Source organism: Enterobacter cloacae complex sp. CARB60 (genome assembly GCF_036487345.1).
GTDB classification, from domain to species: Bacteria; Pseudomonadota; Gammaproteobacteria; order Enterobacterales; family Enterobacteriaceae; genus Enterobacter; species Enterobacter asburiae_D.
The window spans coordinates 4,478,397-4,498,500 of sequence record NZ_JAZKLC010000002.1 but is presented as its reverse complement, the minus strand read 5'-3'; the positions used below and the strand labels follow the sequence as shown (position 1 = coordinate 4,498,500).

At 55.8% G+C, this 20,104-nt stretch carries 18 protein-coding genes and 2 pseudogenes; 9 read left to right on the top strand and 11 right to left on the bottom strand.

Annotation, left to right across the window (positions count from 1 at the left end):
- Positions 1-36 precede the first annotated feature (36 nt).
- The 3 genes from V4835_RS22640 (at position 37) to glyS (ending at position 3,493) form a co-directional block, all read left to right on the top strand.
- Positions 37-342, top strand: a complete 306-nt coding sequence (locus tag V4835_RS22640; RefSeq protein WP_331413816.1) for a YsaB family lipoprotein — start codon at positions 37-39, stop codon at positions 340-342.
- Between the two features lie 160 nt (positions 343-502).
- On the top strand, positions 503-1,414 hold the full coding sequence (gene glyQ, locus V4835_RS22635) for a glycine--tRNA ligase subunit alpha (protein WP_003860141.1): 912 nt from the start codon (positions 503-505) through the stop codon (positions 1,412-1,414).
- A 9-nt stretch (positions 1,415-1,423) separates the two neighbouring features.
- Positions 1,424-3,493, top strand: coding sequence for a glycine--tRNA ligase subunit beta (gene glyS / locus V4835_RS22630; RefSeq protein ID WP_331413815.1), 2,070 nt, complete (start codon positions 1,424-1,426; stop codon positions 3,491-3,493).
- 327 nt (positions 3,494-3,820) lie between these two features.
- Here glyS and V4835_RS22625 read toward each other — a convergent pair whose 3' ends face one another.
- Positions 3,821-4,213, bottom strand: coding sequence for a DUF943 family protein (locus tag V4835_RS22625; protein WP_331413814.1), 393 nt, complete (start codon positions 4,211-4,213; stop codon positions 3,821-3,823).
- Positions 4,210-5,454: a PAAR domain-containing protein gene (locus V4835_RS22620; RefSeq protein WP_063145365.1), complete on the bottom strand. Its 1,245-nt coding sequence runs from the start codon at positions 5,452-5,454 to the stop codon at positions 4,210-4,212. The genes V4835_RS22625 and V4835_RS22620 overlap by 4 nt, the downstream gene beginning before the upstream one ends.
- Positions 5,455-6,037: 583 nt before the next feature.
- Here V4835_RS22620 and V4835_RS22615 point away from each other — a divergent pair.
- A pseudogene (locus V4835_RS22615) lies at positions 6,038-6,205 on the top strand (ABC transporter ATP-binding protein); the annotation flags it as partial.
- Between the two features lie 39 nt (positions 6,206-6,244).
- On the opposite strand, the gene V4835_RS22610 reads toward V4835_RS22615, so the two are convergent.
- On the bottom strand, positions 6,245-6,532 hold the full coding sequence (locus V4835_RS22610) for an HTH-type transcriptional regulator (protein ID WP_063145367.1): 288 nt from the start codon (positions 6,530-6,532) through the stop codon (positions 6,245-6,247).
- Positions 6,533-6,863: 331 nt separating this feature from the next.
- On the opposite strand from V4835_RS22610, the gene V4835_RS22605 reads away from it, so the two are divergent.
- Positions 6,864-7,574: a DUF3053 domain-containing protein gene (locus V4835_RS22605; protein ID WP_023334083.1), complete on the top strand. Its 711-nt coding sequence runs from the start codon at positions 6,864-6,866 to the stop codon at positions 7,572-7,574.
- Positions 7,575-7,822: 248 nt separating this feature from the next.
- Entirely contained in the window at positions 7,823-8,035 is a 213-nt protein-coding gene (gene cspE, locus V4835_RS22600) for a transcription antiterminator/RNA stability regulator CspE (RefSeq protein ID WP_003860775.1), read from the top strand.
- A 58-nt stretch (positions 8,036-8,093) separates the two neighbouring features.
- Here cspE and ghrB read toward each other — a convergent pair whose 3' ends face one another.
- The 6 genes from ghrB to V4835_RS22570 all read right to left on the bottom strand — a co-directional run bounded on the left by ghrB (position 8,094) and on the right by V4835_RS22570 (position 14,198).
- Positions 8,094-9,068, bottom strand: a complete 975-nt coding sequence (gene ghrB / locus V4835_RS22595) for a glyoxylate/hydroxypyruvate reductase GhrB (RefSeq protein ID WP_331413811.1) — start codon at positions 9,066-9,068, stop codon at positions 8,094-8,096.
- Positions 9,069-9,094: 26 nt separating this feature from the next.
- Positions 9,095-10,375 carry an MFS transporter gene (locus tag V4835_RS22590; RefSeq protein WP_023334085.1) on the bottom strand — a complete coding sequence of 427 codons (1,281 nt, stop codon included), beginning with the start codon at positions 10,373-10,375 and terminating at the stop codon, positions 9,095-9,097.
- Positions 10,376-10,544: 169 nt separating this feature from the next.
- The gene (locus V4835_RS22585) at positions 10,545-11,483 is read right to left on the bottom strand and encodes a sugar kinase (protein WP_331413810.1); all 939 of its coding nucleotides are present in this window, start codon (positions 11,481-11,483) and stop codon (positions 10,545-10,547) included.
- A 3-nt stretch (positions 11,484-11,486) separates the two neighbouring features.
- Positions 11,487-12,236 (bottom strand): sugar phosphate isomerase/epimerase family protein, encoded by a 750-nt coding sequence (locus tag V4835_RS22580; RefSeq protein WP_331413808.1) that lies wholly within the window; start codon positions 12,234-12,236, stop codon positions 11,487-11,489.
- Between the two features lie 103 nt (positions 12,237-12,339).
- Positions 12,340-13,356 carry a LacI family DNA-binding transcriptional regulator gene (locus V4835_RS22575; RefSeq protein WP_039261180.1) on the bottom strand — a complete coding sequence of 339 codons (1,017 nt, stop codon included), beginning with the start codon at positions 13,354-13,356 and terminating at the stop codon, positions 12,340-12,342.
- 179 nt (positions 13,357-13,535) lie between these two features.
- Positions 13,536-14,198 carry an OmpA family lipoprotein gene (locus V4835_RS22570; protein ID WP_024909080.1) on the bottom strand — a complete coding sequence of 221 codons (663 nt, stop codon included), beginning with the start codon at positions 14,196-14,198 and terminating at the stop codon, positions 13,536-13,538.
- Between the two features lie 212 nt (positions 14,199-14,410).
- Here V4835_RS22570 and V4835_RS22565 point away from each other — a divergent pair, with 212 nt between their 5' ends.
- Entirely contained in the window at positions 14,411-16,690 is a 2,280-nt protein-coding gene (locus tag V4835_RS22565) for a molybdopterin guanine dinucleotide-containing S/N-oxide reductase (RefSeq protein ID WP_331414159.1), read from the top strand.
- Here the strand turns inward: V4835_RS22565 and V4835_RS22560 are convergent.
- Positions 16,653-17,099: an N-acetyltransferase gene (locus V4835_RS22560; protein ID WP_331413806.1), complete on the bottom strand. Its 447-nt coding sequence runs from the start codon at positions 17,097-17,099 to the stop codon at positions 16,653-16,655. The genes V4835_RS22565 and V4835_RS22560 overlap by 38 nt on opposite strands.
- Positions 17,077-17,658: a DNA-3-methyladenine glycosylase I gene (tag, locus tag V4835_RS22555; protein ID WP_331413804.1), complete on the bottom strand. Its 582-nt coding sequence runs from the start codon at positions 17,656-17,658 to the stop codon at positions 17,077-17,079. The genes V4835_RS22560 and tag overlap by 23 nt, the downstream gene beginning before the upstream one ends.
- A gap of 153 nt (positions 17,659-17,811) precedes the next feature.
- On the opposite strand from tag, the pseudogene V4835_RS22550 reads away from it, so the two are divergent.
- A pseudogene (locus V4835_RS22550) lies at positions 17,812-18,509 on the top strand (autotransporter domain-containing protein).
- Between the two features lie 238 nt (positions 18,510-18,747).
- Positions 18,748-19,950 (top strand): L-lactate MFS transporter, encoded by a 1,203-nt coding sequence (locus V4835_RS22545; RefSeq protein ID WP_331413802.1) that lies wholly within the window; start codon positions 18,748-18,750, stop codon positions 19,948-19,950.
- The last annotated feature ends 154 nt before the right edge of the window (positions 19,951-20,104 follow it).

Below are 20,104 nucleotides of genomic sequence, written 5' to 3'. Positions count from 1 at the left end.
TAAAAATAACAGCCACTGACCAGGGCGGTAATAAAAATGATGATGAAGCGTGTGGCGTCACTCTTTCTGCTGGCGAGCCTGGCGGGATGCGGTGCGCCGCAAGAAGCACCTGTGCAAAAAGCGCAGCAGGGTAAAATGAGCCCGGAACGTTCACTGGATATGGAAGCGCTCTGTAAGGATCGGGCCGCTCGCCGCTATAACGCTGACGTTCAGAATATTGATGTCACCGGGTTTGAGCGTTTTCAGGGAAGCTATGAGCTGCGGGGCCATACGTCGCGCAAAGAGGGCTTTGTCTGCTCGTTTGATGCGGACGGCCAGTTTTTACACCTCTCCATGCGCTAGCCTGCTGGTATAATCAACAGCCAGACGCCGTCAGCGTTCTGGCCGCAAGGCTTATTTCCCAATTTTCCCTAAACAACCCCGTTTCGTACTGTATATCTTGCAGCCAGCGGGTATACTGGTCCCTTCCATTTAAAACCACACGTATCCAGCACGAAATACTATGCAAAAGTTTGATACCAAGACCTTCCAGGGCCTGATCCTGACCTTACAGGATTACTGGGCTCGTCAGGGCTGTACCATTGTTCAACCTTTGGACATGGAAGTCGGCGCCGGCACTTCACACCCGATGACCAGCCTGCGCGCGTTGGGGCCTGAGCCAATGGCGACCGCGTATGTGCAGCCTTCTCGTCGTCCGACCGATGGTCGTTACGGTGAAAACCCGAACCGTCTGCAGCATTACTATCAGTTCCAGGTGGTGATTAAGCCATCACCAGACAACATTCAGGAACTGTACCTCGGGTCGCTGAAAGAGCTGGGTATGGATCCCACCATCCACGACATCCGTTTCGTGGAAGATAACTGGGAAAACCCAACGCTGGGTGCCTGGGGTCTGGGTTGGGAAGTGTGGCTGAACGGCATGGAAGTGACCCAGTTCACCTACTTCCAGCAGGTGGGTGGTCTGGAATGTAAGCCGATCACCGGTGAAATCACCTACGGTCTGGAACGTCTGGCGATGTACATTCAGGGCGTAGACAGCGTTTACGACCTGGTCTGGAGCGACGGCCCGCTGGGTAAAACCACCTACGGCGACGTGTTCCATCAGAACGAAGTGGAGCAATCCACCTATAACTTCGAATACGCGGACGTGGACTTCCTGTTCACCTGCTTCGAGCAGTACGAGAAAGAAGCGCAGCAGCTGCTGGCGCTGGAGACTCCGCTGCCGCTGCCTGCTTACGAGCGTATTCTGAAGGCCGCCCACAGCTTCAACCTGCTGGACGCCCGCAAAGCGATCTCCGTGACTGAACGTCAGCGCTACATTCTGCGTATTCGTACCCTGACCAAAGCCGTTGCAGAAGCTTACTATGCGTCCCGTGAAGCCCTTGGCTTCCCGATGTGCAACCGAAACAAATAAGAGGCGGCCATGTCTGAGAAAACTTTCCTGGTGGAAATCGGCACCGAAGAGCTGCCACCAAAAGCCCTGCGCAGCCTGGCTGAATCTTTCGCTGCGAACGTGACTGCCGAGCTGGATAACGCTGGCCTGGCACACGGTAAAATTGAGTGGTTTGCCGCCCCGCGCCGTCTGGCGCTGAAAGTGGCAAATCTGGCGGCGTCTCAGCCGGATCGCGAAGTCGAAAAACGTGGCCCGGCGATTGCCCAGGCGTTTGACGCGGAAGGCAAGCCGAGCAAAGCGGCTGAAGGCTGGGCGCGCGGCTGCGGCATCACCGTCGATCAGGCCGAGCGTCTGACTACGGATAAAGGCGAGTGGCTGCTGTACCGTGCGCACGTGAAAGGCGAAAGCGCGGAAGCGCTGCTGCCTGACATGATTGCGACCTCGCTGGCGAAGCTGCCGATTCCTAAGCTGATGCGCTGGGGCGCGTCCGACGTGCACTTCGTGCGTCCGGTGCATACCGTGACCCTGCTGCTGGGCGATGCCGTTATCCCGGCGACCATTCTGGGCGTGGCGTCCGATCGCGTGATCCGCGGTCACCGCTTCATGGGCGAGCCTGAGTTCACCATCGACAATGCTGACCAGTATCCGCAGATCCTGCTGGAGCGCGGTAAAGTTATTGCCGACTACGAGCAGCGTAAAGCCAAAATCAAAGCGGACGCCGAAGAAGCGGCACGCCAGATTGGCGGTAACGCTGACCTGAGCGAAAGCCTGCTGGAAGAAGTGACCTCTCTGGTTGAATGGCCGGTTGTGCTGACCGCGAAGTTTGAAGAGAAATTCCTGGCCGTGCCGGCTGAAGCGCTGGTGTACACCATGAAGGGTGACCAGAAGTACTTCCCGGTTTACGCCAACGACGGCAAGCTGTTGCCAAACTTTATCTTCGTGGCAAACATCGAATCGAAAGATCCGATCCAGATTATCTCCGGTAACGAGAAAGTGGTGCGCCCACGTCTGGCGGATGCGGAGTTCTTCTTCAATACCGACCGTAAAAAGCGTCTGGAAGATAACCTGCCGCGCCTGCAGACCGTGCTGTTCCAGCAGCAGCTGGGCACGCTGCGCGACAAGACCGACCGTATCGCTGAGCTGTCCGGCTGGATTGCCCGCGAAATCGGTGCAGATGTGAACCACGCGACGCGTGCGGGCCTGCTGTCCAAGTGCGACCTGATGACCAACATGGTGTTCGAATTTACCGACACCCAGGGCGTGATGGGCATGCACTACGCGCGTCACGATGGCGAAGCGGAAGACGTGGCCGTGGCCCTGAACGAGCAGTATCAGCCGCGCTTTGCGGGTGACGAACTGCCGTCCAACCCGGTTGCCTGTGCCGTGGCGATTGCCGATAAGATGGACACCCTGGCGGGTATCTTTGGTATCGGTCAGCATCCGAAAGGCGACAAAGACCCGTTTGCGCTGCGTCGTGCTGCGCTGGGCGTGCTGCGTATCATCGTTGAGAAGAACCTGAACCTGGATCTGCAGACGCTGACCGAAGAAGCGGTGCGTCTGTACGGCGACAAGCTGACCAACGCGAACGTTGTGGATGATGTGATCGACTTTATGCTCGGTCGTTTCCGCGCGTGGTATCAGGACGAAGGTTACACCGTTGACACCATTCAGGCGGTGCTGGCGCGACGTCCGACCCGTCCGGCTGATTTCGATGCGCGTATGAAGGCGGTTTCCCACTTCCGTACCCTGGAAGCGGCATCTGCCCTGGCCGCAGCCAACAAGCGTGTATCTAACATTCTGGCGAAATCCGACGAGACGCTGAACGAGCGCGTGAACGCCGCAACCCTGAAAGAGCCGGAAGAGATCGCTCTGGCGATGCAGGTTGTGGTGCTGCGCGACAAGCTCGAGCCGTACTTTGCGGAAGGCCGCTACCAGGAAGCGCTGGTGGAGCTGGCCGAGCTGCGTGACGTTATCGACGCCTTCTTCGAGAAAGTGATGGTGAACGTAGAAGATAAAGAGCTGCGTGTTAACCGTCTCTCCATGCTCGAGAAACTGCGCGAGCTGTTCCTGCGCGTAGCGGATATTTCGCTGCTGCAGTAATGTGCCCGTTGTGACAAATGCTAAAAACCCGCTTCGGCGGGTTTTTTTATGGCGAAATTAATAATTATGCCTCTGATAATAAAAATGTTTATGGAAATGGACTCGCAAAATTATCGCAATGAGGAACATGCTGTTGGCAGAGGTGCATCCAGCACGCCGGGGAGCTGGGGTGATCAGATCGGGTACTTAATTGCATCGAGTTGCAGCAGATTTTCGCTTAGGTCCAGCCGTTCGTGTTCGTATGATTGGACCTAAACACTTTTTCAGAGAAAAATAATGCACGCGGAAAAAAAGATCTCTAGGAGACCCATTCTGAAATAATGAGGACTAACGATAGAACAGACCTGTATTTTCACTGAATCGAATCCATAGACGAGGTTTTTTTTTGATGCAACGTTTATTTACGGAAATATCATCAAAACACAGTAGATCCGAATCTTCATCCGTTCCTCTATCGATACGATACCCCTCACCATAGTCCATAATTACCACGCTGTAATAATCATCCTCTCCTCTACACGGTATGCCGTATTTTGCCTGAATTTGATCCTTATTGGTTTCCCACCAGGTTATCTGACGGCTTTTCAGGTAAGGGAAATGCCTTACCAGTATCGTATTACCGTCGTGAACAGCGACAATTTCAACCGGAGTGAAAAACTGCCAGAGCAAATAGCTACAAACCGCAACTGCCACAACGCCACCTGTCAAACGCTTATTCATCCACGGCCTCCGCTGATTTCAACGGTAGTATTCATCTCGGTGATAAACGGTTTATAGTCGTACTCCTGCCAGCGCTGGAGCACAAACCAGATACGAAAAATTCGCCCCTGATGGAAAACAGAATTCAGGATATCCGCCTCATCTAGCCCGAAGTGATCCTGAATCCGGTAGCGAACTTTTGCCCGGTAACTCTCGCCCGTCACCTCCAGTGACTCCAGTGTAATATGCGTGGACCATGTATCATGGACGGTGATTACCAACCCGTTAGTCTGGTCGATAAGACGATCAAATTTTGGAAGGACTGCCATGCTTAAGTCCTTAAAGTTACCCCTCTCATCAAATAATTTGTTCTTTTTATCAAGCGGAATAAACCCATACTCGTAGTTAATAGCAGACGTCAGAATATCTCGAATTACCAGCAAGGAGCTTTGCTCAGTATGGTCATTAAGGATCTGCTCTTTCAGCGCCTTATCCAACATCGGGTTGCTGTAAGGAGTGCCACTGTTATCTTGCATGTGGTCAATCATTTCGGTGATGATGTCCTTATATTCCCCTTGGAATGAAAACAGCTTCGCCAGCTCACGGAACTCATCAAACATTATCCGGGCGCTTTCTTCTCGGCTGACCACCATCGACTCATTCTCCTTTAGACTACCCGGATAAAATCCGCTATAAGGACTGGCAGTAGCAGACGGTGCAAGAGTCAACTTATAAGGGTTTACTTTCGCTGATACGTCAGTAAGGTCGAAACGGCCCTTCAGAGTCTCCTCATTCAGATCGCCGTGATGCATATCCTTCGCGTCATAGTCGTCCATTCTGTGCTGCGTAGCATAGATCAGAACCGGAACAGGCATAGGCTCAAGATCTTTCTCTTTCTCTTCAGCCAGTTTTTTCTTGCGGATAGTATTCTCCCGCTCAGCCATCCGACCGGCATTACAGTTACTGTCGTAGGTATGCGAAAAAACGGTGGGAACAAACCGGGCCCTACATGGACAGGAGCTGAAACTGTCCAGCGACCCAGCCCATTCCTTTAGAACACCATTAACGTCATAGGTGTCTCCCATACCGCCACAGACCCGAAACCGGCCTTCATGAACACCACAGGTTACAGGGTCTCCGGCCCGAACCTGTTGTCGCACTATGCCGCCTATTTCGTAGGTTTCATCCGGTGCGCCGGCAATAATTCGCCCGCCACAGGTGGTTTTATCTAGGTGGTAGAGAAAAACACCTTTACTCGGCATAATAAATCCCTTTGCTTTATGTGGTTAAAAAGTCAACGCATTATAGCGGGGCACTATTATTCGAGCTACCGCGCTGATAGCAATTGAGAATAACGCCCTCTTGAGAACTTCGAGTAAATTAAAAGGCGAGAGGTTCGGTGTTTGAGCGGCAAAAGAATAGGATGTTCAACCGAAAACCAAAGTTCATACTGGCGCGACTGGTGCACAAACCGTGCACGATCTGCCGCCTCAAACCCCTGTGTATATTTCGTGCAAAAATCCACCATTACAATTAAGAGTGCCAACCCGCCTCACGGTGCATACTTCAGCTATACGCATGCTCATGACCAAGTTTTTACTATGGTTAAAAAAGAAAAGAACATAGTCGCAGACGATCCGCAAGCAACGCTCGACATAGTCAACACCATCTAACGCACCAGCAAAAAGGAACTTGATTCTCTCATGTCGATAGATAGGAAGCTCAGCGCCACTAGCAGCAGGGTAGGGGCTGCACGTTAGGGAACCCGAAACCAGATTAGCCACCAATGCCAGGACCAGGATATCGAACAGGAAAAAACTCCATATAAAGAGAGCCAGGTTACGTCCGACAAACCATCTGGATCTGGCCTCGGTCCAGGCCATTGAAGCGGCACTGGCCGGTTTCCCCGGGGCTCTGCTGGTGGTATCACACGATGAGGCTTTTTTAAGAGGCTTAACGTTAACGCATGAATGGGTATGGGAAGAGGCGGGCTGGCGTTGTGATAGCCTTTAAAACACAAGCCCCCGCAAAGGCGGGGGCATTCAAACTTCACTACGCTATATGTTTGCTGAGTGCAGGGTTGGCCTGAATCAGGCGCATCAGCCTTAGCTCGGTTGGGGTGGGTTTCTCACGTTTTGACTCCCACTCCTGCACCATCGCCACGCTGACACCCATCGCTCTGGCGAATTCTTCCGTTTTCAGTCCTGTCCCTTTGCGCAATTGCTCATATTCTGTAAAGGGATTGGATTTTTGTTGCAGGGTAATTGTCTGCGGTACATCTTTAAAAATGATCTGTTCCAGGCTGCTCAGCAGCTCAAACTCAGGATCTTTATATTCCATTGAGGACTCCTCTTAAATCTCACATCGTGATCAAGAACATCAGAGAGCCAGTTAAGAATAGTCCCTAATACCAACCCAGGATCGTCACGGGTGTGATTAATCGTGCGGTAACGATCGCTTTACACGATTCAGCAATATGGATAGTTATGCTAATTCCCTGATTAGTCATATGTCGGCTTCGCCAGGTATTTTTTTGTAAATGGTAAGAAATAAATCGGCAATAGCCGTTTTGCATGAAAAGAGTATCTTGCAAGGCTGACCTGGACTATCCTTGTCAGCGTCGGGCACGCGTGTGCCGGTGTGCGCTTTTTTGGGTGAAAGGAGTAATAAAATGGCGACAGGAAAGTCCTGCTCTCGCTGGTTTGCGCCTATTGCGGCGTTGTTGATGGTTGTTAGCCTGAGTGGGTGTTTTGATAAAGAAGGCGATCAGCGCAAAGCGTTTATCGATTTTCTACAGAATACAGTGATGCGCAGCGGTGAGCGGTTGCCGACGCTGACTGCGGATCAGAAAAAACAGTTTGGCCCCTTCGTGTCCGATTACGCCATTCTTTATGGTTATTCACAGCAGGTGAGCCAGGCGATGGATTCCGGAATCCGTCCCGTGGTGGATAGCGTGAACGCCATTCGCGTTCCGCAGGATTATATGACGCAGCGCGAACCGCTTCGCCAGTCCAACGGTGCGCTTGGCGTGCTGAGCCAGCAGTTGCAGAATGCGAAAATGCAGGCCGACGCGTCACGTTCTGCGCTGAAGCAGGGCGACGATCTCAAACCGGTCTTCGACAAAGTGTATGAGAAAGTGGTGACAAAACCGTCTGAAGCACTGCAACCGCTGATTCCGGCCGCGCAAATCTTCACGCAGCAGCTGGTTCAGGTGGGTGACTTTATCGCTCAGCAGGAGGCTCAGGTGAGCTTTGTTGCCAACGGCATTCAGTTCCCGACCTCGCAGCAGGCAAGCCAGTACAATACGCTGATTGGGCCGCTGGCCTCCCAGCATCAGGCCTTTAGCCAGGCCTGGAGTGCCGCAGTTACGGCCACAGAATAAACCGAAAAAACCCCGCTTCCGGCGGGGTTTTTTTTATGCATATCGAAAATAACGCTTGTCATTCTTCTACCACATCGGTATAACTATCCCCGTCGGTTTGTTACACAGACCTAAAGCAGTTTAGTAAAGCAGTCCAGATTGTTATCCATAGATACCCTTCGTTGTGACCCTTCCTTCATCGCTTAAAAATCTGTAACGCAATCCATCAAGCCGGAAGGCACAATATATTTGTTAATAAGGTAATTTCTATGTCTGCTAAAATGACTGGTCTGGTAAAATGGTTCAACGCTGATAAAGGTTTCGGCTTCATCACTCCTGACGATGGCTCAAAAGACGTGTTCGTACACTTCTCTGCTATCCAGAACGATGGCTACAAATCTCTGGATGAAGGTCAGAAAGTTTCCTTCACCATCGAAAGCGGCGCTAAAGGCCCAGCAGCTGGTAACGTTGTAAGCCTGTAAGCTTCCAACCCAGTAGCACAAAATTCAAAAACCCGCCTTCTGGCGGGTTTTTTCGTTTCTATCGTTGCACCTGCGGGTTCACGCAGTTTATCTCCACCTTTCCGCTAAGGGCGGCGATGAGATTATCGACCGCGGTGGCCGCCATGCTGTAGCGCGTCTCATGGGTGGCTGAGCCGATGTGCGGCAGGGCAACCACGTTAGGCAGCGAAAGCAGAGGGGAATCCACCGGCAGCGGCTCCTGCTCAAAGACGTCCAGACCTGCTGCATGGATCTCACCGTTTTGCAGGGCCTCAATCAGCGCCTTCTCATCCACCACCGGGCCACGACCCGCGTTGATGAAAATGGCTGACTGCTTCATTTTCTTAAACGCCTCTTTGCCAATCAGATGACGCGTTTCGTCCGTCAGCGGCAGAACCAGACAGACAAAATCGGCCTCCTGTAGCAGGGTATCCAGCTCGCAGTAGCGGGCATTGAAGCGTTCTTCGGCTTCACCGTGATGGCGACGCGCGTTATACAGAATCGGCATGTTAAAGCCAAAATGCGCGCGCTGCGCCAGTGCCAGCCCGATACGCCCCATGCCAACAATGCCCAGCGTTTTGCCGTGAACGTCCACGCCGAACCAGTCCGGCCCAATGCTTTTTGTCCATTCGCCCGCTTTCACGCGCTCCGCGACTTCCACCACGCGACGCGCCGTGGTGAGTACCAGCGCCATCAGCGTGTCGGCCACGGTTTCCGTCAGGGCATGTGGCGTATGCATCAGCAGGATCTTGCGGGCATTGAGGGCGTCCACATCGAAGTTGTCGTAACCCACGGAAACGGTAGAGGTAGCACGGAGCTTCGGCATTTTCTCCAGCAGGGCGACATCCACTTTCTCGCTTGAACCCAGCAGGCCTTCGGCGCTGGCGAACGCTTCGGCGTGCTGTGCCACGGTTTCCGGGCTCAGGTTCTTCACCTGCGTGACGGTGAAGTGTTCTTCAAGGCGTTTCTGCAGATCTTCCGGCAGTGCTTTATACAAAATGACGGACGGCTTCATGCTAATCTCCGTTGATTTTTAAGGATTCAGGCGTGGCGAGCGCCGACAGGGTGTTGTTGATTATTAGCAGGCTTAACAATCAAAGTAAGCCACACGGAGGCGAAAAGCGCCACCCCCATAAAAATGTACGATGCGGACGGACTGCCGGTGGCACCGTTCAGGTAGCCAACGAACCAGGAGCCGCAGAACGAACCCAGCGCACCCATACTGTTAATCAGCGCCATCGCGCCGCCCGCCACGTTACGCGGCAGCATTTCCGGGATGATGGCAAAGAACGGGCCGTACGGGGCGTACATGGCTGCACCGGCAATAACCAGCAGGGCGTAAGAGGCCCAGAAGTGATTCGCGCCGACGGCCCAGGAGCCAATGAACGCAAAGGCAGCGATCAGCAGAAGCGGCCAGACAAACAGCTTACGGTTTTGCAGCTTATCCGATGCCCATGATGCGACGATCATGGCGATGGTTGCGGCCAGATACGGTACGGAAGAGAGCCAGCCCACTTCTACCATGCCAAGGTTCTCGCCGCCGCTGCGGATAATAGACGGCAGCCACAGCACAAAGCCGTACACGCCAATGCTCCAGGTAAAGTACTGCGCGCAGAGCAGGATCACATTGCGGGAGCGGAAGGCTTCACCGTAGTTGCGTACCGCCTTCAGGCCTTGCTGTTCTTTATCCAGCTGTGCCTGCAGCGCCGCTTTCTCGTCTTCGGAAAGCCATTTCGCCTGGGCAGGTTTATCCTTCACCAGCACCCACCAGCAGAATGCCCAGATCACAGCCGGGACCCCTTCGATGATAAACATTTCGCGCCAGCCGAAGGACTGGATCAGGTAACCAGACACTACCGACATCCACAGCACCGTCACCGGGTTACCGAGGATCAGGAAGGTATTCGCGCGCGAGCGTTCAGATTTGGTAAACCAGTTGCTGATGTAGATCAGCATCGCCGGCATAACCGCCGCCTCAACGACGCCGAGGATAAAGCGAATGGCGGCCAGGGCAGGAATATTGTTCACCACGCCGGTCAGTGACGCGCAGGCACCCCACAGGATCAGACAGACGAAGATCAGCTTACGCACGCTGCGGCGTTCTGCGTAAATCGCGCCGGGGATCTGGAAGAAGAAGTAGCCCAGGAAGAAAAGGGCACCCAGCAGGGAGGAGATACCTTTGGTGATGCCAAGGTCCTCTGTGATCCCCGCCGCGGACGCGAAGCTGAAGTTGGCACGGTCAAGGTACGCCAGGCTGTACGTGATAAACACGATTGGCATGATGTACCACCAGCGTTTTACTGCATTGGTCGAACTGTTCATAGGCTTGCCTCTGTTGTTGAGGTTGTTACCGCCGTTGTCTGTAGGGTACACGGTGGTTTGTTTTGTTGAGTGCGATTTATGCCCCTCACCCCGGCCCTCTCCCCAGAGGGGAGAGGGAGCAAGTCATTCCCTCGCCCCTCTGGGGAGAGGGCTAGGGTGAGGGGGATGTTTATTCGTTAAGCTCTGCTCGCGTTGGTAATCCTTCGCTGTCGCCCTGCACCTGAATGGCCAGCGAGCCAATCTTGTTGCCCCGCGCGACGGCCTGCTGCAGCGTTTTGCCTTCCAGCAGGGCGCTAATTACGCCCACGGCAAAACCGTCGCCCGCGCCGACGGTGTCGACAACGTTCTCAACCTTCACCGCCGCGACCGCGCCCTGTTCGCCGTTGGCCGTCTTAAACCATGCGCCATCGGCGCCGGTCTTCAGCACCACCGCTTTTACGCCTTTATTCAGGTAGAAATCGGCAATGCCTTCCGGCGTATTTTCACCCGTCAGGATCATCCCTTCTTTCAGGCCCGGCAGGACCCAGTCCGCCCTGAACGCCAGACGGTTCAGCTTCTCGACCATTTCCGCTTCGCTTTTCCACAGCACCGGGCGCAGGTTCGGATCGAAAGAGATCGTTTTTCCCTGGGCTTTGAGAGTGGCTGCCGCATGATCCAGCAGCTCATACGAGCTGGCAGACAGCGCAGCCGCCACGCCGCTCAGGTGCAGGTGGCGCGCGGAGGCGAAATAGTCGGTGTGGTAATCCGCTACAGAGAGGTGGCTTGCGGCCGATCCTTTACGGAAATACTCCACGATGGGATCGGTTCCATTTTCAACCTTAGATTTAAGCTGAAAGCCGGTAGGGAAGCGTCCATCGAGGGTGACGCCTGCGGCATCAATACCCTCTTTTTTCAGCGAGTCGAGGACGAAATGGCCAAAGCTGTCGTCCCCCACGCGGCTGACCCAGCCGACGTTCAGGCCGAGACGCGCCAGGCCGGTCGCGACGTTTAGCTCTGCGCCTGCCACGCGTTTGATAAAGTGCTCTACCGCGCTCAGTTCGCCCGTTTCAGTGGCGACAAACATCGCCATGGCTTCGCCGATCGTGATGACATCCAGCGTCTTGTGCATGATTTACTCCTCGCGCAGCAGGTTGACGTAATGGCGGGTAACGGCGGTTAAATCCGTCCCTTCCAGCGGGAACTCGATACCGCGCGGGGCATCGGCAGGCAGCTGGCCGAGCAGATCCAGCCAGCGCGCATCGGCGTGGTCCGGTGCCACGGCGCGGAAGTTATCTTTATGCGGCACGGCGGCTTTAACGTGGATATAGCTTACCGCAGGGGCCAGATGACGTGCGGCCTCTTCAGGCGAATCGCCAACCCACAGCCAGTTGCCCATGTCGAAGGTCAGCGTGACGGGGAGCGCCATTTCCCGGCAGGCGGCCTGGAAGCGCTGCATGGGTGCGAGCTGTCCACAGTCGGTCTGATCGTTCTCCACGACCAGCGCCATGCCGCTTGCGTTCAGCAGGCTACGCAGGGCGTCGAGAGGCTGCGCGTCGCGGAAATGGCCCAGGGAAACCTTCAGCCACAGGGCGTTCAGGGTGTTAGCTTCAGAGAGATAGCGGGTCAGGTCCGGGTTGAGGGTGCCGTCGGGCATAAACAGGGCGGCGGGGGCGGAGTAGCACGCCAGCAGGCCCAGCAGCTCAATGGATTCTCCCAGCGCAGGCAGCGCCAGCAGCTCTTCACTGCTGAACAGTTCCCGGCGGATCTCCACGCCGTCTGCCCCCGCGCCTGCAATAACGGGCAGCATTGCCCGTTGACCGCCCGCCTGTCGCACCTGTTCCGCACCGTACGCGGCGGTGACCACCATAATTTTCCTGCCCATCTTCGGACTCCATCGCAACATATCAATACTATTACGCTAGATGGAACCGGTTCCAAAGAAAAGGTCAGGATGTCGAATTTATGATCGGTATCACAAGGGAAAATTAACGCGCGGTGGAGCCGCGAACGATCAGCTCGCCGGAGAAGACCTGCTCGCGAACGGCATCGCTGGTGCCTTCAATACGGCGAACCACTTGTTCAACAGCAGCATAGCCAATCTGCCAGGTGGGTTGTTTGAGTGTCGTAATGCCGACGCCAGCCAGCTCCGCCCACTCGAGTTCATCAAACCCCAGCAGACCGATGTCGCTGCCCCAGTGTAGGCCAATGCGCTTGAGCGAGCGGGCGACCTGAAGCGTCAGCGCCCCGTTGGCGGAGATAACGGCTTTGCGCATCCCGCGATGGCGCGTGTGGAATTGACGCAGGGTGTTGTCGAGCTGGTCGGCTTCGTGAAGCGGGGTTTCGGCATTTTCGGCGATCACGCCGGGATATCGCTCCAGCGTGGCGCGAAATGCGCTCAGGCGCTCGCGACGGGTGTTGACCATCCCTAACGGCTCGCTCAGAAACAGAATCGCCTCGAAGCCCTGTTCGATCAGGTGCTCGGTGGCGGTAGTAGCGGCCTGGGTGTTATCCAGCCCGACCACATCGCAGGCAAATTCCGGAATTTTACGGTCGATGAGGACCATGGGCAGGGAGGACTGCTGCAGGCGGTTTAAACCCTCTTCACGCATGCCCACCGCGTTAACCACAATCCCTTCGACCTGGTAGCTGCGCAGCAGATCGAGGTAATGCAGCTCCTGGTCGACTTCGTTGTTGGTATTACAGACCAGCGGCGTGAAGCCCTTCTCGCGACAGGCGGCTTCGATACCGCTGAGCACGTTAACGGAATAGGGGTTGGTGATATCAGCGATGATAAGCCCGATAAGGCGGGTGCGACCGCGCTTGAGCCCGCGCGCCATGAGGCTGGGACGGTAGTCGAGATCGGCAATGGCTTGTTCAATACGCGCCAGCAATGCGTCGGACAACAGGTGTTTCTCGCCGTTAAGGTAGCGCGAAATGCTGGTTTTACCGGTTTTGGCGGCTTTCGCCACGTCGCTGATGGTGGCCCGGGCTGGTTTGCTCATCGCTGATTTCCCTGAATTTAGTGAGAATACCTTAACGGGAAAATCTGGCGAATCAAGTAATTTGCCCGGTGGCGCTGCGCTTACCGGAGGTTGCGGTTTGGTGCCCTCACCCCAACCCTCTCCCACGGGAGAGGGCGCAAACACTAAAAACGGCAACGGGGTTGCCGTTTTGCTTTTACCTACTGAATTGGACTTAACGTAATCTCAACGCGGCGGTTCTGCGCTTTGCCTTCCGCCGTGCTATTGCTGGCGATAGGGTTGGCAGGGCCCATGCCGCTGGTGCGGATGCGGTTCGCTTCAACGCCCTGGGTAATCAGCGAGCTGGCCACGGCGTCGGCGCGCTGCTGGGACAGACGCATGTTCAGATCCTGGCTGCCGGTGCTGTCGGTGTAGCCCATCACGTTCACGGCGGTCTTGTTGTACTCTTTCAGCACCATCGCCACGCCGGTCAGGGTGTTCGCCCCCGCAGGTTTCAGCGTTGCGCTGCTGCTGTCGAAGGTCACGTTGTTCGGCATGTTCAGGATGATGTTATCGCCGCTGCGCGTTACGCTCACGCCGGTACCCTTCATTTTGTCGCGCAGCTTCGCTTCCTGCACGTCCATGTAATACCCGACGCCGCCGCCCAGTGCTGCGCCCGCCGCAGCGCCAATCAGCGCGCCTTTGCCGCGATCTTTCTTAGAGGAGGAGAGCGCCCCAACGCCTGCGCCGACCAGCGAGCCGATACCCGCGCCAATGCCGGATTTACCCGCTTCGCGCTCACCGGTGTAAGGGTTGGTTGTGCAGCCAGAAACAGCCAGTGCACCGCTCACCAGAGCGGCAATAACGAGTACGCGTTTTTTCATCTTCTTTCCTTAATCCTTTTTATTCTTTGCCACGGCGAGCGTGGCAGTTGATTATGACGTCCAGATACGGAGAAAATTCCGGGTATAAGTCTGAAATTTGTGACAAACCATAAACTGCCTCAGCAAGAAGGCCGTAAAACCTGCACGCAACCAGGAGCGCACGCTTGAGCACCTCAACGAAAACCATTCTGACCGCCGCCCACTGGGGGCCGATGCTGGTCGAAACCGATGGCGAAAATGTTCTGTCGTCCCGCGGGGCACTGCCAACACAACATCCCAACTCGTTACAGACCGTCGTTCGCGATCAGGTGCATAGCAAAACGCGCGTGCGCTGGCCGATGGTGCGTAAAGGTTTTCTGGCCTCGCCGGACAAGCCTCAGGGTATTCGCGGTCAGGATGAGTTTGTTCGCGTGAGCTGGGATGACGCGCTGGCGCTGATCCACGCCCAGCACAGGCGCATTCGCGACAGTTACGGGCCGTCGTCCATTTTCGCCGGGTCGTACGGCTGGCGTTCTAACGGCGTGCTGCATAAGGCCTCGACGCTGCTGCAGCGCTATATGAGCCTGGCGGGAGGCTACACCGGTCATCTGGGTGATTACTCCACCGGCGCGGCGCAGGCGATCATGCCGTATGTCGTGGGGGGCAACGAAGTGTACCAGCAGCAGACCAGCTGGCCGCTGGTGCTGGCGCACACCGACGTGGTGGTGCTCTGGAGCGCTAACCCGCTTAACACATTGAAAATTGCCTGGAATGCCAGCGACGAGCAGGGCATTGGTTATTTCGACGCGCTGCGCAAAAGCGGCAAGCGCATCATCTGCATTGACCCAATGCGCTCTGAAACCATGGATTTCTTCGGCGACAGCGCCGAGTGGGTTGCCCCCCATATGGGCACCGACGTGGCGATGATGCTGGGTATCGCCCATACGCTGGTCGAAAACGGCTGGCACGACGTCGAATTCCTGACGCGCTGTACCACCGGCTTCGATAAATTCGCCGACTACCTGACGGGCCAATCCGATGGGGTCGCGAAAACGGCAGAGTGGGCGGCAGATATTTGCGGTGTTCCTGCGCAGAAAATCCGCGAACTGGCGGCGTTGTTCCATAAAAACACCACGATGTTAATGTCCGGCTGGGGAATGCAGCGTCAGCAGTTTGGCGAGCAAAAACACTGGATGCTGGTGACGCTTGCCGCAATGCTTGGGCAGATCGGCACGCCGGGCGGGGGTTTTGGTCTCTCCTATCACTTTGCGAACGGCGGTAACCCAACGCGTAAAGCGGCGGTGCTGGCGTCTCTGCAAGGCTCGGTGCAGGGCGGCGTGGATGCCGTGGATAAAATCCCGGTGGCGCGGATCGTTGAAGCTCTGGAAAACCCCGGCGGTTTTTATCAGCACAACGGTCTGGACCGCCACTTCCCGGACATTAAATTTGTCTGGTGGGCGGGCGGGTCGAACTTCACGCACCATCAGGATACCAACCGCCTGATCCGCGCCTGGCAAAAGCCGGAGCTGGTGGTCATTTCCGAGTGCTTCTGGACCGGCTCGGCTAAGCATGCAGATATTGTGCTGCCGGCGACCACCTCGTTTGAGCGTAACGATCTCACCATGACCGGTGACTACAGCAACCAGCATATGGTCCCGATGAAGCGCGTTGTCGCCCCGCGCGATGAGGCGCGTGATGATTTTGACGTGTTTGCTGAACTGAGCGAGCTATGGGAAGCGGGCGGTCGCGAGCGTTTTACCGAAGGGAAAACTGACCTCGAATGGCTGGAGACCTTCTACCAGATTGCCGTACAGCGCGGCGCGGCGCAGGGCGTGACGCTTCCTCCCTTTGCTGAGTTCTGGGAGGCGAACCAGATCGTCGAGATGCCGGAGAGCGAACAGAACGCGAAGTTTGTCCGTTTTGCCGATTTCCGCCGCGATCCGGAGAACCACCCGCTGAAAACCGAAAGCGGAAAGATCGTGATCCACAGCGAGCGCATCGCCAGCTTTGGCTATGCCGACTGCCCGCCACACCCTATGTGGCTCGAGCCGGACGAGTGGCACGGCAACGCCCAGCCGGAGCAGCTGCAGGTGTTGTCAGCGCATCCCGCGCACCGTCTGCACAGCCAGCTTAACTATACGTCCCTGCGCGAGCAGTATGCGGTCGCGGGGCGAGAGCCGGTCACGCTGAATACCCTCGATGCGAAAGCCCGCGGGATCGCGGACGGCGACGTGGTGCGCGTCTGGAACTCGCGCGGGCAGGTGCTGGCAGGGGCGGTGTTGAGCGACGGGATTAAACCGGGCGTGATCTGCATTCATCAGGGCGCATGGCCCGACCTTGAGCCCGCCGAAGGCGGTATCTGTAAAAACGGGGCGGTTAACGTGCTGACCAAAGATCTCCCCAGCTCGAAGCTGGGGAACGGTTGCGCAGGGAACACGGCCCTGGCCTGGGTCGAGAAATATCAGGGACCCGAGCTTACCTTAACGGCGTTTGATCCGCCTGCCAGCTCATGATCCACGTCGGGTGCTGAGTGTCATCCTGCCAGGCGCTATCTTCAATGCGAAAGCCCTGAGCATGGTAGAAATTCACCGCCCGGACATTTTTCTGGTACACCTCCAGCGTTAAGTGCGGGAAGCGCTGTTGAACATGGTTCAGCAGCGCGCGCCCGATGCCTTTCCCGATGCACTTAGGCGCGACAAACAGCGCGCCGACAAACTGAGACTGCATCACGCTGATAAATCCGTAAGGTTCGCCGTCCTGTTCCCAGACCCAGGTTTCCGCCGACGGCAGGTAAACGTCCCGCACCATGGCCTCATTCTCTTTCCAGTAAGCCGGCTCAATAAACGGATGCGCTTCTGTAGTGCTTTCAAGCCACAGGCTCAGAAGCGGCGCGGTATTCTCACTTTGCCATTTGCGGATCATGATGGCCTCCCGGATGACAGAAGCAGCCGGTAACGTGGTCGTTGACCAGGCCACAGGCCTGCATAAAGGCGTAGCAGATGGTGGAGCCGACAAACTTAAAGCCGCGTTTTTTCAGGGCCTTCGAGAGGGCATCCGAGGCCGGGGTAGAGGCCGGGATTTCCGCGAGCGTGGCGGCCTGGGTGACCTGCGGATCGTTGTTCACAAACGACCAGACAAAATCTGAGAACGATTCGCCGTTTTGTTCCATCGCCAGGTAAGCGCGTGCGTTACCGATGATGGCCTGGATTTTACCGCGATGGCGGATGATGCCGGCATCCTGCACCAGGCGTTCCACGTCCTCATCGGTCATCGCGGCGACGGCGACAGGATCGAACTGGTGGAAGGCGTTGCGGTAGTTTTCGCGTTTCTTCAGTACCGTAATCCACGATAACCCCGCCTGCTGGCCCTCCAGGCAGATCATCTCAAAGAGTTTTTTACCCTCCGTTTCCGGCACGCCCCATTCCCGATCGTGATAGTCGATATAAAGCTGATCCTGGCTTACCCAACCGCAACGTTCCATCCCTCATCTCCCTTATTGATACTGATTTCGCAAAATTTTCTTTCTGACCGGCTTGACGTGTTTACTATAAAGACAATAGTTAATACAGGGCTATAAGCTCTTCCTGAATAACGACAAATATCGCCGAATTCGGCTCTCTCTGGGGTCGCGTTGATGATGATAAAAAAAATCAGTGGTCGCCATGCTGCTTCTGGCCTGGTGGGGATTTCAGCCTGCCTGTTTTTTTGTAATACAGCGTCTGCCTGGCAACAGGAATATATCGTTTCAGACGCCCAAAATAATATGGCGGAACGCTATACATGGGACGCGGATCACCAACCGCGTTATGAGGATATTCTGGCCGAGCGTATTCAGTCTTCACAAAATGCGCCAGGCCTTGCCCTGAATATACCATCTGGCAGCACGACAGAGGGAGCGATGAGCGTGGGCTGGAATTTTCCGGTTTCAGCACGTGTCACCACCGGCCCGGTGGTGGCGTGGCGGTACGACGGCACGGCCCCCATGATGGTCAACGAGTTTGGTGATAGCGCGTCGACGCAGGCTCTCACCGATCCGCTCTGGCATGCCAGCGTTAGCACGCTGGGCTGGCGCGTGAATACCCAGTACGGCGATCTCCGTCCGTGGGCGCAGATAAGCTATAACCAGCAGTTTGGTGAAAACCAGTGGAAATCGCAGTTTGGCATGCCGCAAACGCCAGCCCCTGCCCAAAGCGGTAGCTGGATGGACGTCACCGTGGGAACGGATATTCCATTTAATACGCACGTGGCGGCCTACGCGTCGCTGGCTCAGGGGGAGCACACCACCACCGGTGAGGAGTTTTGTACACCCTCGGCGTCAGCGCCAATTTCTAGAGTTGTTACTTTTTTAAACGTTACGATAACATCTCGAATACAATAACCACGGGCTTTACAGCGATAGCAGATACTAACACGCTGTCGCTTTATTCCCGGGCCAGGCCATTCATTCCCGATTCCAGGCATTTCATTCCGTTCCGCCTGCATTTCATGCCGTTTTCCCCCAAGGGTATTAAGGTTTTGTTTATCGTTGTCCTCAGCGAACTTCCTTAATTTCTCTTGCAGGACAACTGCCATGAACACATCAACTTATAACCGCACGCGCTGGCTCACGCTCTTTGGCACCATCGTCACCCAGTTTGCTCTGGGGTCGGTTTATACCTGGAGCCTGTTTAACAGCGCGCTTTCCGACAAACTCGGCGCACCGGTCAGCCAGGTTGCGTTCTCCTTTGGTCTGCTGAGCCTGGGGCTGGCGATTTCGTCTTCCGTCGCGGGCAAGCTGCAGGAGCGTTTTGGCGTGAAGCGTGTGACGATGGCGTCCGGCATACTGCTGGGGCTGGGCTTTTTCCTGACGGCGCATTCCAGCAACCTGATGATGCTGTGGCTGAGCGCCGGCGTGCTGGTGGGGCTGGCGGACGGCGCAGGTTACCTGCTGACGCTGTCAAACTGCGTGAAGTGGTTCCCGGAGCGTAAAGGCTTAATCTCCGCGTTCGCCATCGGCTCCTATGGCCTGGGCAGCCTCGGGTTCAAATTTATCGACTCCCACCTGCTGGCGTCCGTTGGCCTCGAAAACACCTTTATGATCTGGGGCGCAATCGTGCTGGTGATGATTCTGTTCGGCGCCACGCTGATGACCGATGCGCCGCAGCAGGAGGTCAAATCCGTTAACGGCGTGGTGGAGAACGACTTCACTCTCGCGCAGTCCATGCGTAAGCCGCAGTACTGGATGCTGGCGGTGATGTTCCTGACGGCCTGCATGAGCGGTCTGTATGTTATCGGCGTGGCGAAGGATATCGCGCAGGGGATGGTGAAGCTGGATGCGGCCACGGCGGCCAATGCGGTAACCGTGATCTCCATTGCTAACCTCTCCGGTCGCCTGATCCTCGGTATTCTGTCTGACAAAATTGCCCGCATCCGTGTGATTACGATTGGGCAGGTGGTTTCGCTGGTCGGCATGGCGGCGCTGCTGTTCGCTCCGCTGAATGAAGCCACCTTCTTCGCGGCGATTGCCTGCGTGGCCTTTAACTTCGGCGGCACCATTACCGTCTTCCCGTCACTGGTGAGCGAGTTCTTTGGCCTGAACAATCTGGCGAAAAACTACGGCGTTATCTATCTGGGCTTCGGGATCGGCAGTATCTGCGGCTCGCTGATTGCTTCCCTGTTCGGCGGGTTCTACGTGACCTTCTGCGTCATCTTCGCCTTGCTGATTATCTCCCTGGCGCTGTCCACCACGATTCGCCAGCCGCAGCGCGAAGTATTTAAAGAAGTGCATGCATAAGCGGTATGAAAGAGGCCATTGCGGCCTCTTTTTTCTTTATCCGAGAGGCTTCCCGTCTCGATATTTTGTAAAAATTTACCCCGATCACACTCTCTGCTGCCACTTTTCTCTCCCGCTGTGGTCTACTTACCGCGCTTGTAGACGTTTCTTATAA

Bases quoted from the DNA above. Each gene is read 5' to 3' on its own strand.
- V4835_RS22640 (WP_331413816.1), top strand. From the start codon at position 37: ATGATGATGAAGCGTGTGGCGTCACTCTTTCTGCTGGCGAGCCTGGCG.
- glyQ (WP_003860141.1), top strand. From the start codon at position 503: ATGCAAAAGTTTGATACCAAGACCTTCCAGGGCCTGATCCTGACCTTA.
- glyS (WP_331413815.1), top strand. From the start codon at position 1,424: ATGTCTGAGAAAACTTTCCTGGTGGAAATCGGCACCGAAGAGCTGCCA.
- V4835_RS22625 (WP_331413814.1), bottom strand. From the start codon at position 4,213: ATGAATAAGCGTTTGACAGGTGGCGTTGTGGCAGTTGCGGTTTGTAGC.
- V4835_RS22620 (WP_063145365.1), bottom strand. From the start codon at position 5,454: ATGCCGAGTAAAGGTGTTTTTCTCTACCACCTAGATAAAACCACCTGT.
- V4835_RS22610 (WP_063145367.1), bottom strand. From the start codon at position 6,532: ATGGAATATAAAGATCCTGAGTTTGAGCTGCTGAGCAGCCTGGAACAG.
- V4835_RS22605 (WP_023334083.1), top strand. From the start codon at position 6,864: ATGGCGACAGGAAAGTCCTGCTCTCGCTGGTTTGCGCCTATTGCGGCG.
- cspE (WP_003860775.1), top strand. From the start codon at position 7,823: ATGTCTGCTAAAATGACTGGTCTGGTAAAATGGTTCAACGCTGATAAA.
- ghrB (WP_331413811.1), bottom strand. From the start codon at position 9,068: ATGAAGCCGTCCGTCATTTTGTATAAAGCACTGCCGGAAGATCTGCAG.
- V4835_RS22590 (WP_023334085.1), bottom strand. From the start codon at position 10,375: ATGAACAGTTCGACCAATGCAGTAAAACGCTGGTGGTACATCATGCCA.
- V4835_RS22585 (WP_331413810.1), bottom strand. From the start codon at position 11,483: ATGCACAAGACGCTGGATGTCATCACGATCGGCGAAGCCATGGCGATG.
- V4835_RS22580 (WP_331413808.1), bottom strand. From the start codon at position 12,236: ATGGGCAGGAAAATTATGGTGGTCACCGCCGCGTACGGTGCGGAACAG.
- V4835_RS22575 (WP_039261180.1), bottom strand. From the start codon at position 13,356: ATGAGCAAACCAGCCCGGGCCACCATCAGCGACGTGGCGAAAGCCGCC.
- V4835_RS22570 (WP_024909080.1), bottom strand. From the start codon at position 14,198: ATGAAAAAACGCGTACTCGTTATTGCCGCTCTGGTGAGCGGTGCACTG.
- V4835_RS22565 (WP_331414159.1), top strand. From the start codon at position 14,411: ATGCTGGTCGAAACCGATGGCGAAAATGTTCTGTCGTCCCGCGGGGCA.
- V4835_RS22560 (WP_331413806.1), bottom strand. From the start codon at position 17,099: ATGATCCGCAAATGGCAAAGTGAGAATACCGCGCCGCTTCTGAGCCTG.
- tag (WP_331413804.1), bottom strand. From the start codon at position 17,658: ATGGAACGTTGCGGTTGGGTAAGCCAGGATCAGCTTTATATCGACTAT.
- V4835_RS22545 (WP_331413802.1), top strand. From the start codon at position 18,748: ATGAACACATCAACTTATAACCGCACGCGCTGGCTCACGCTCTTTGGC.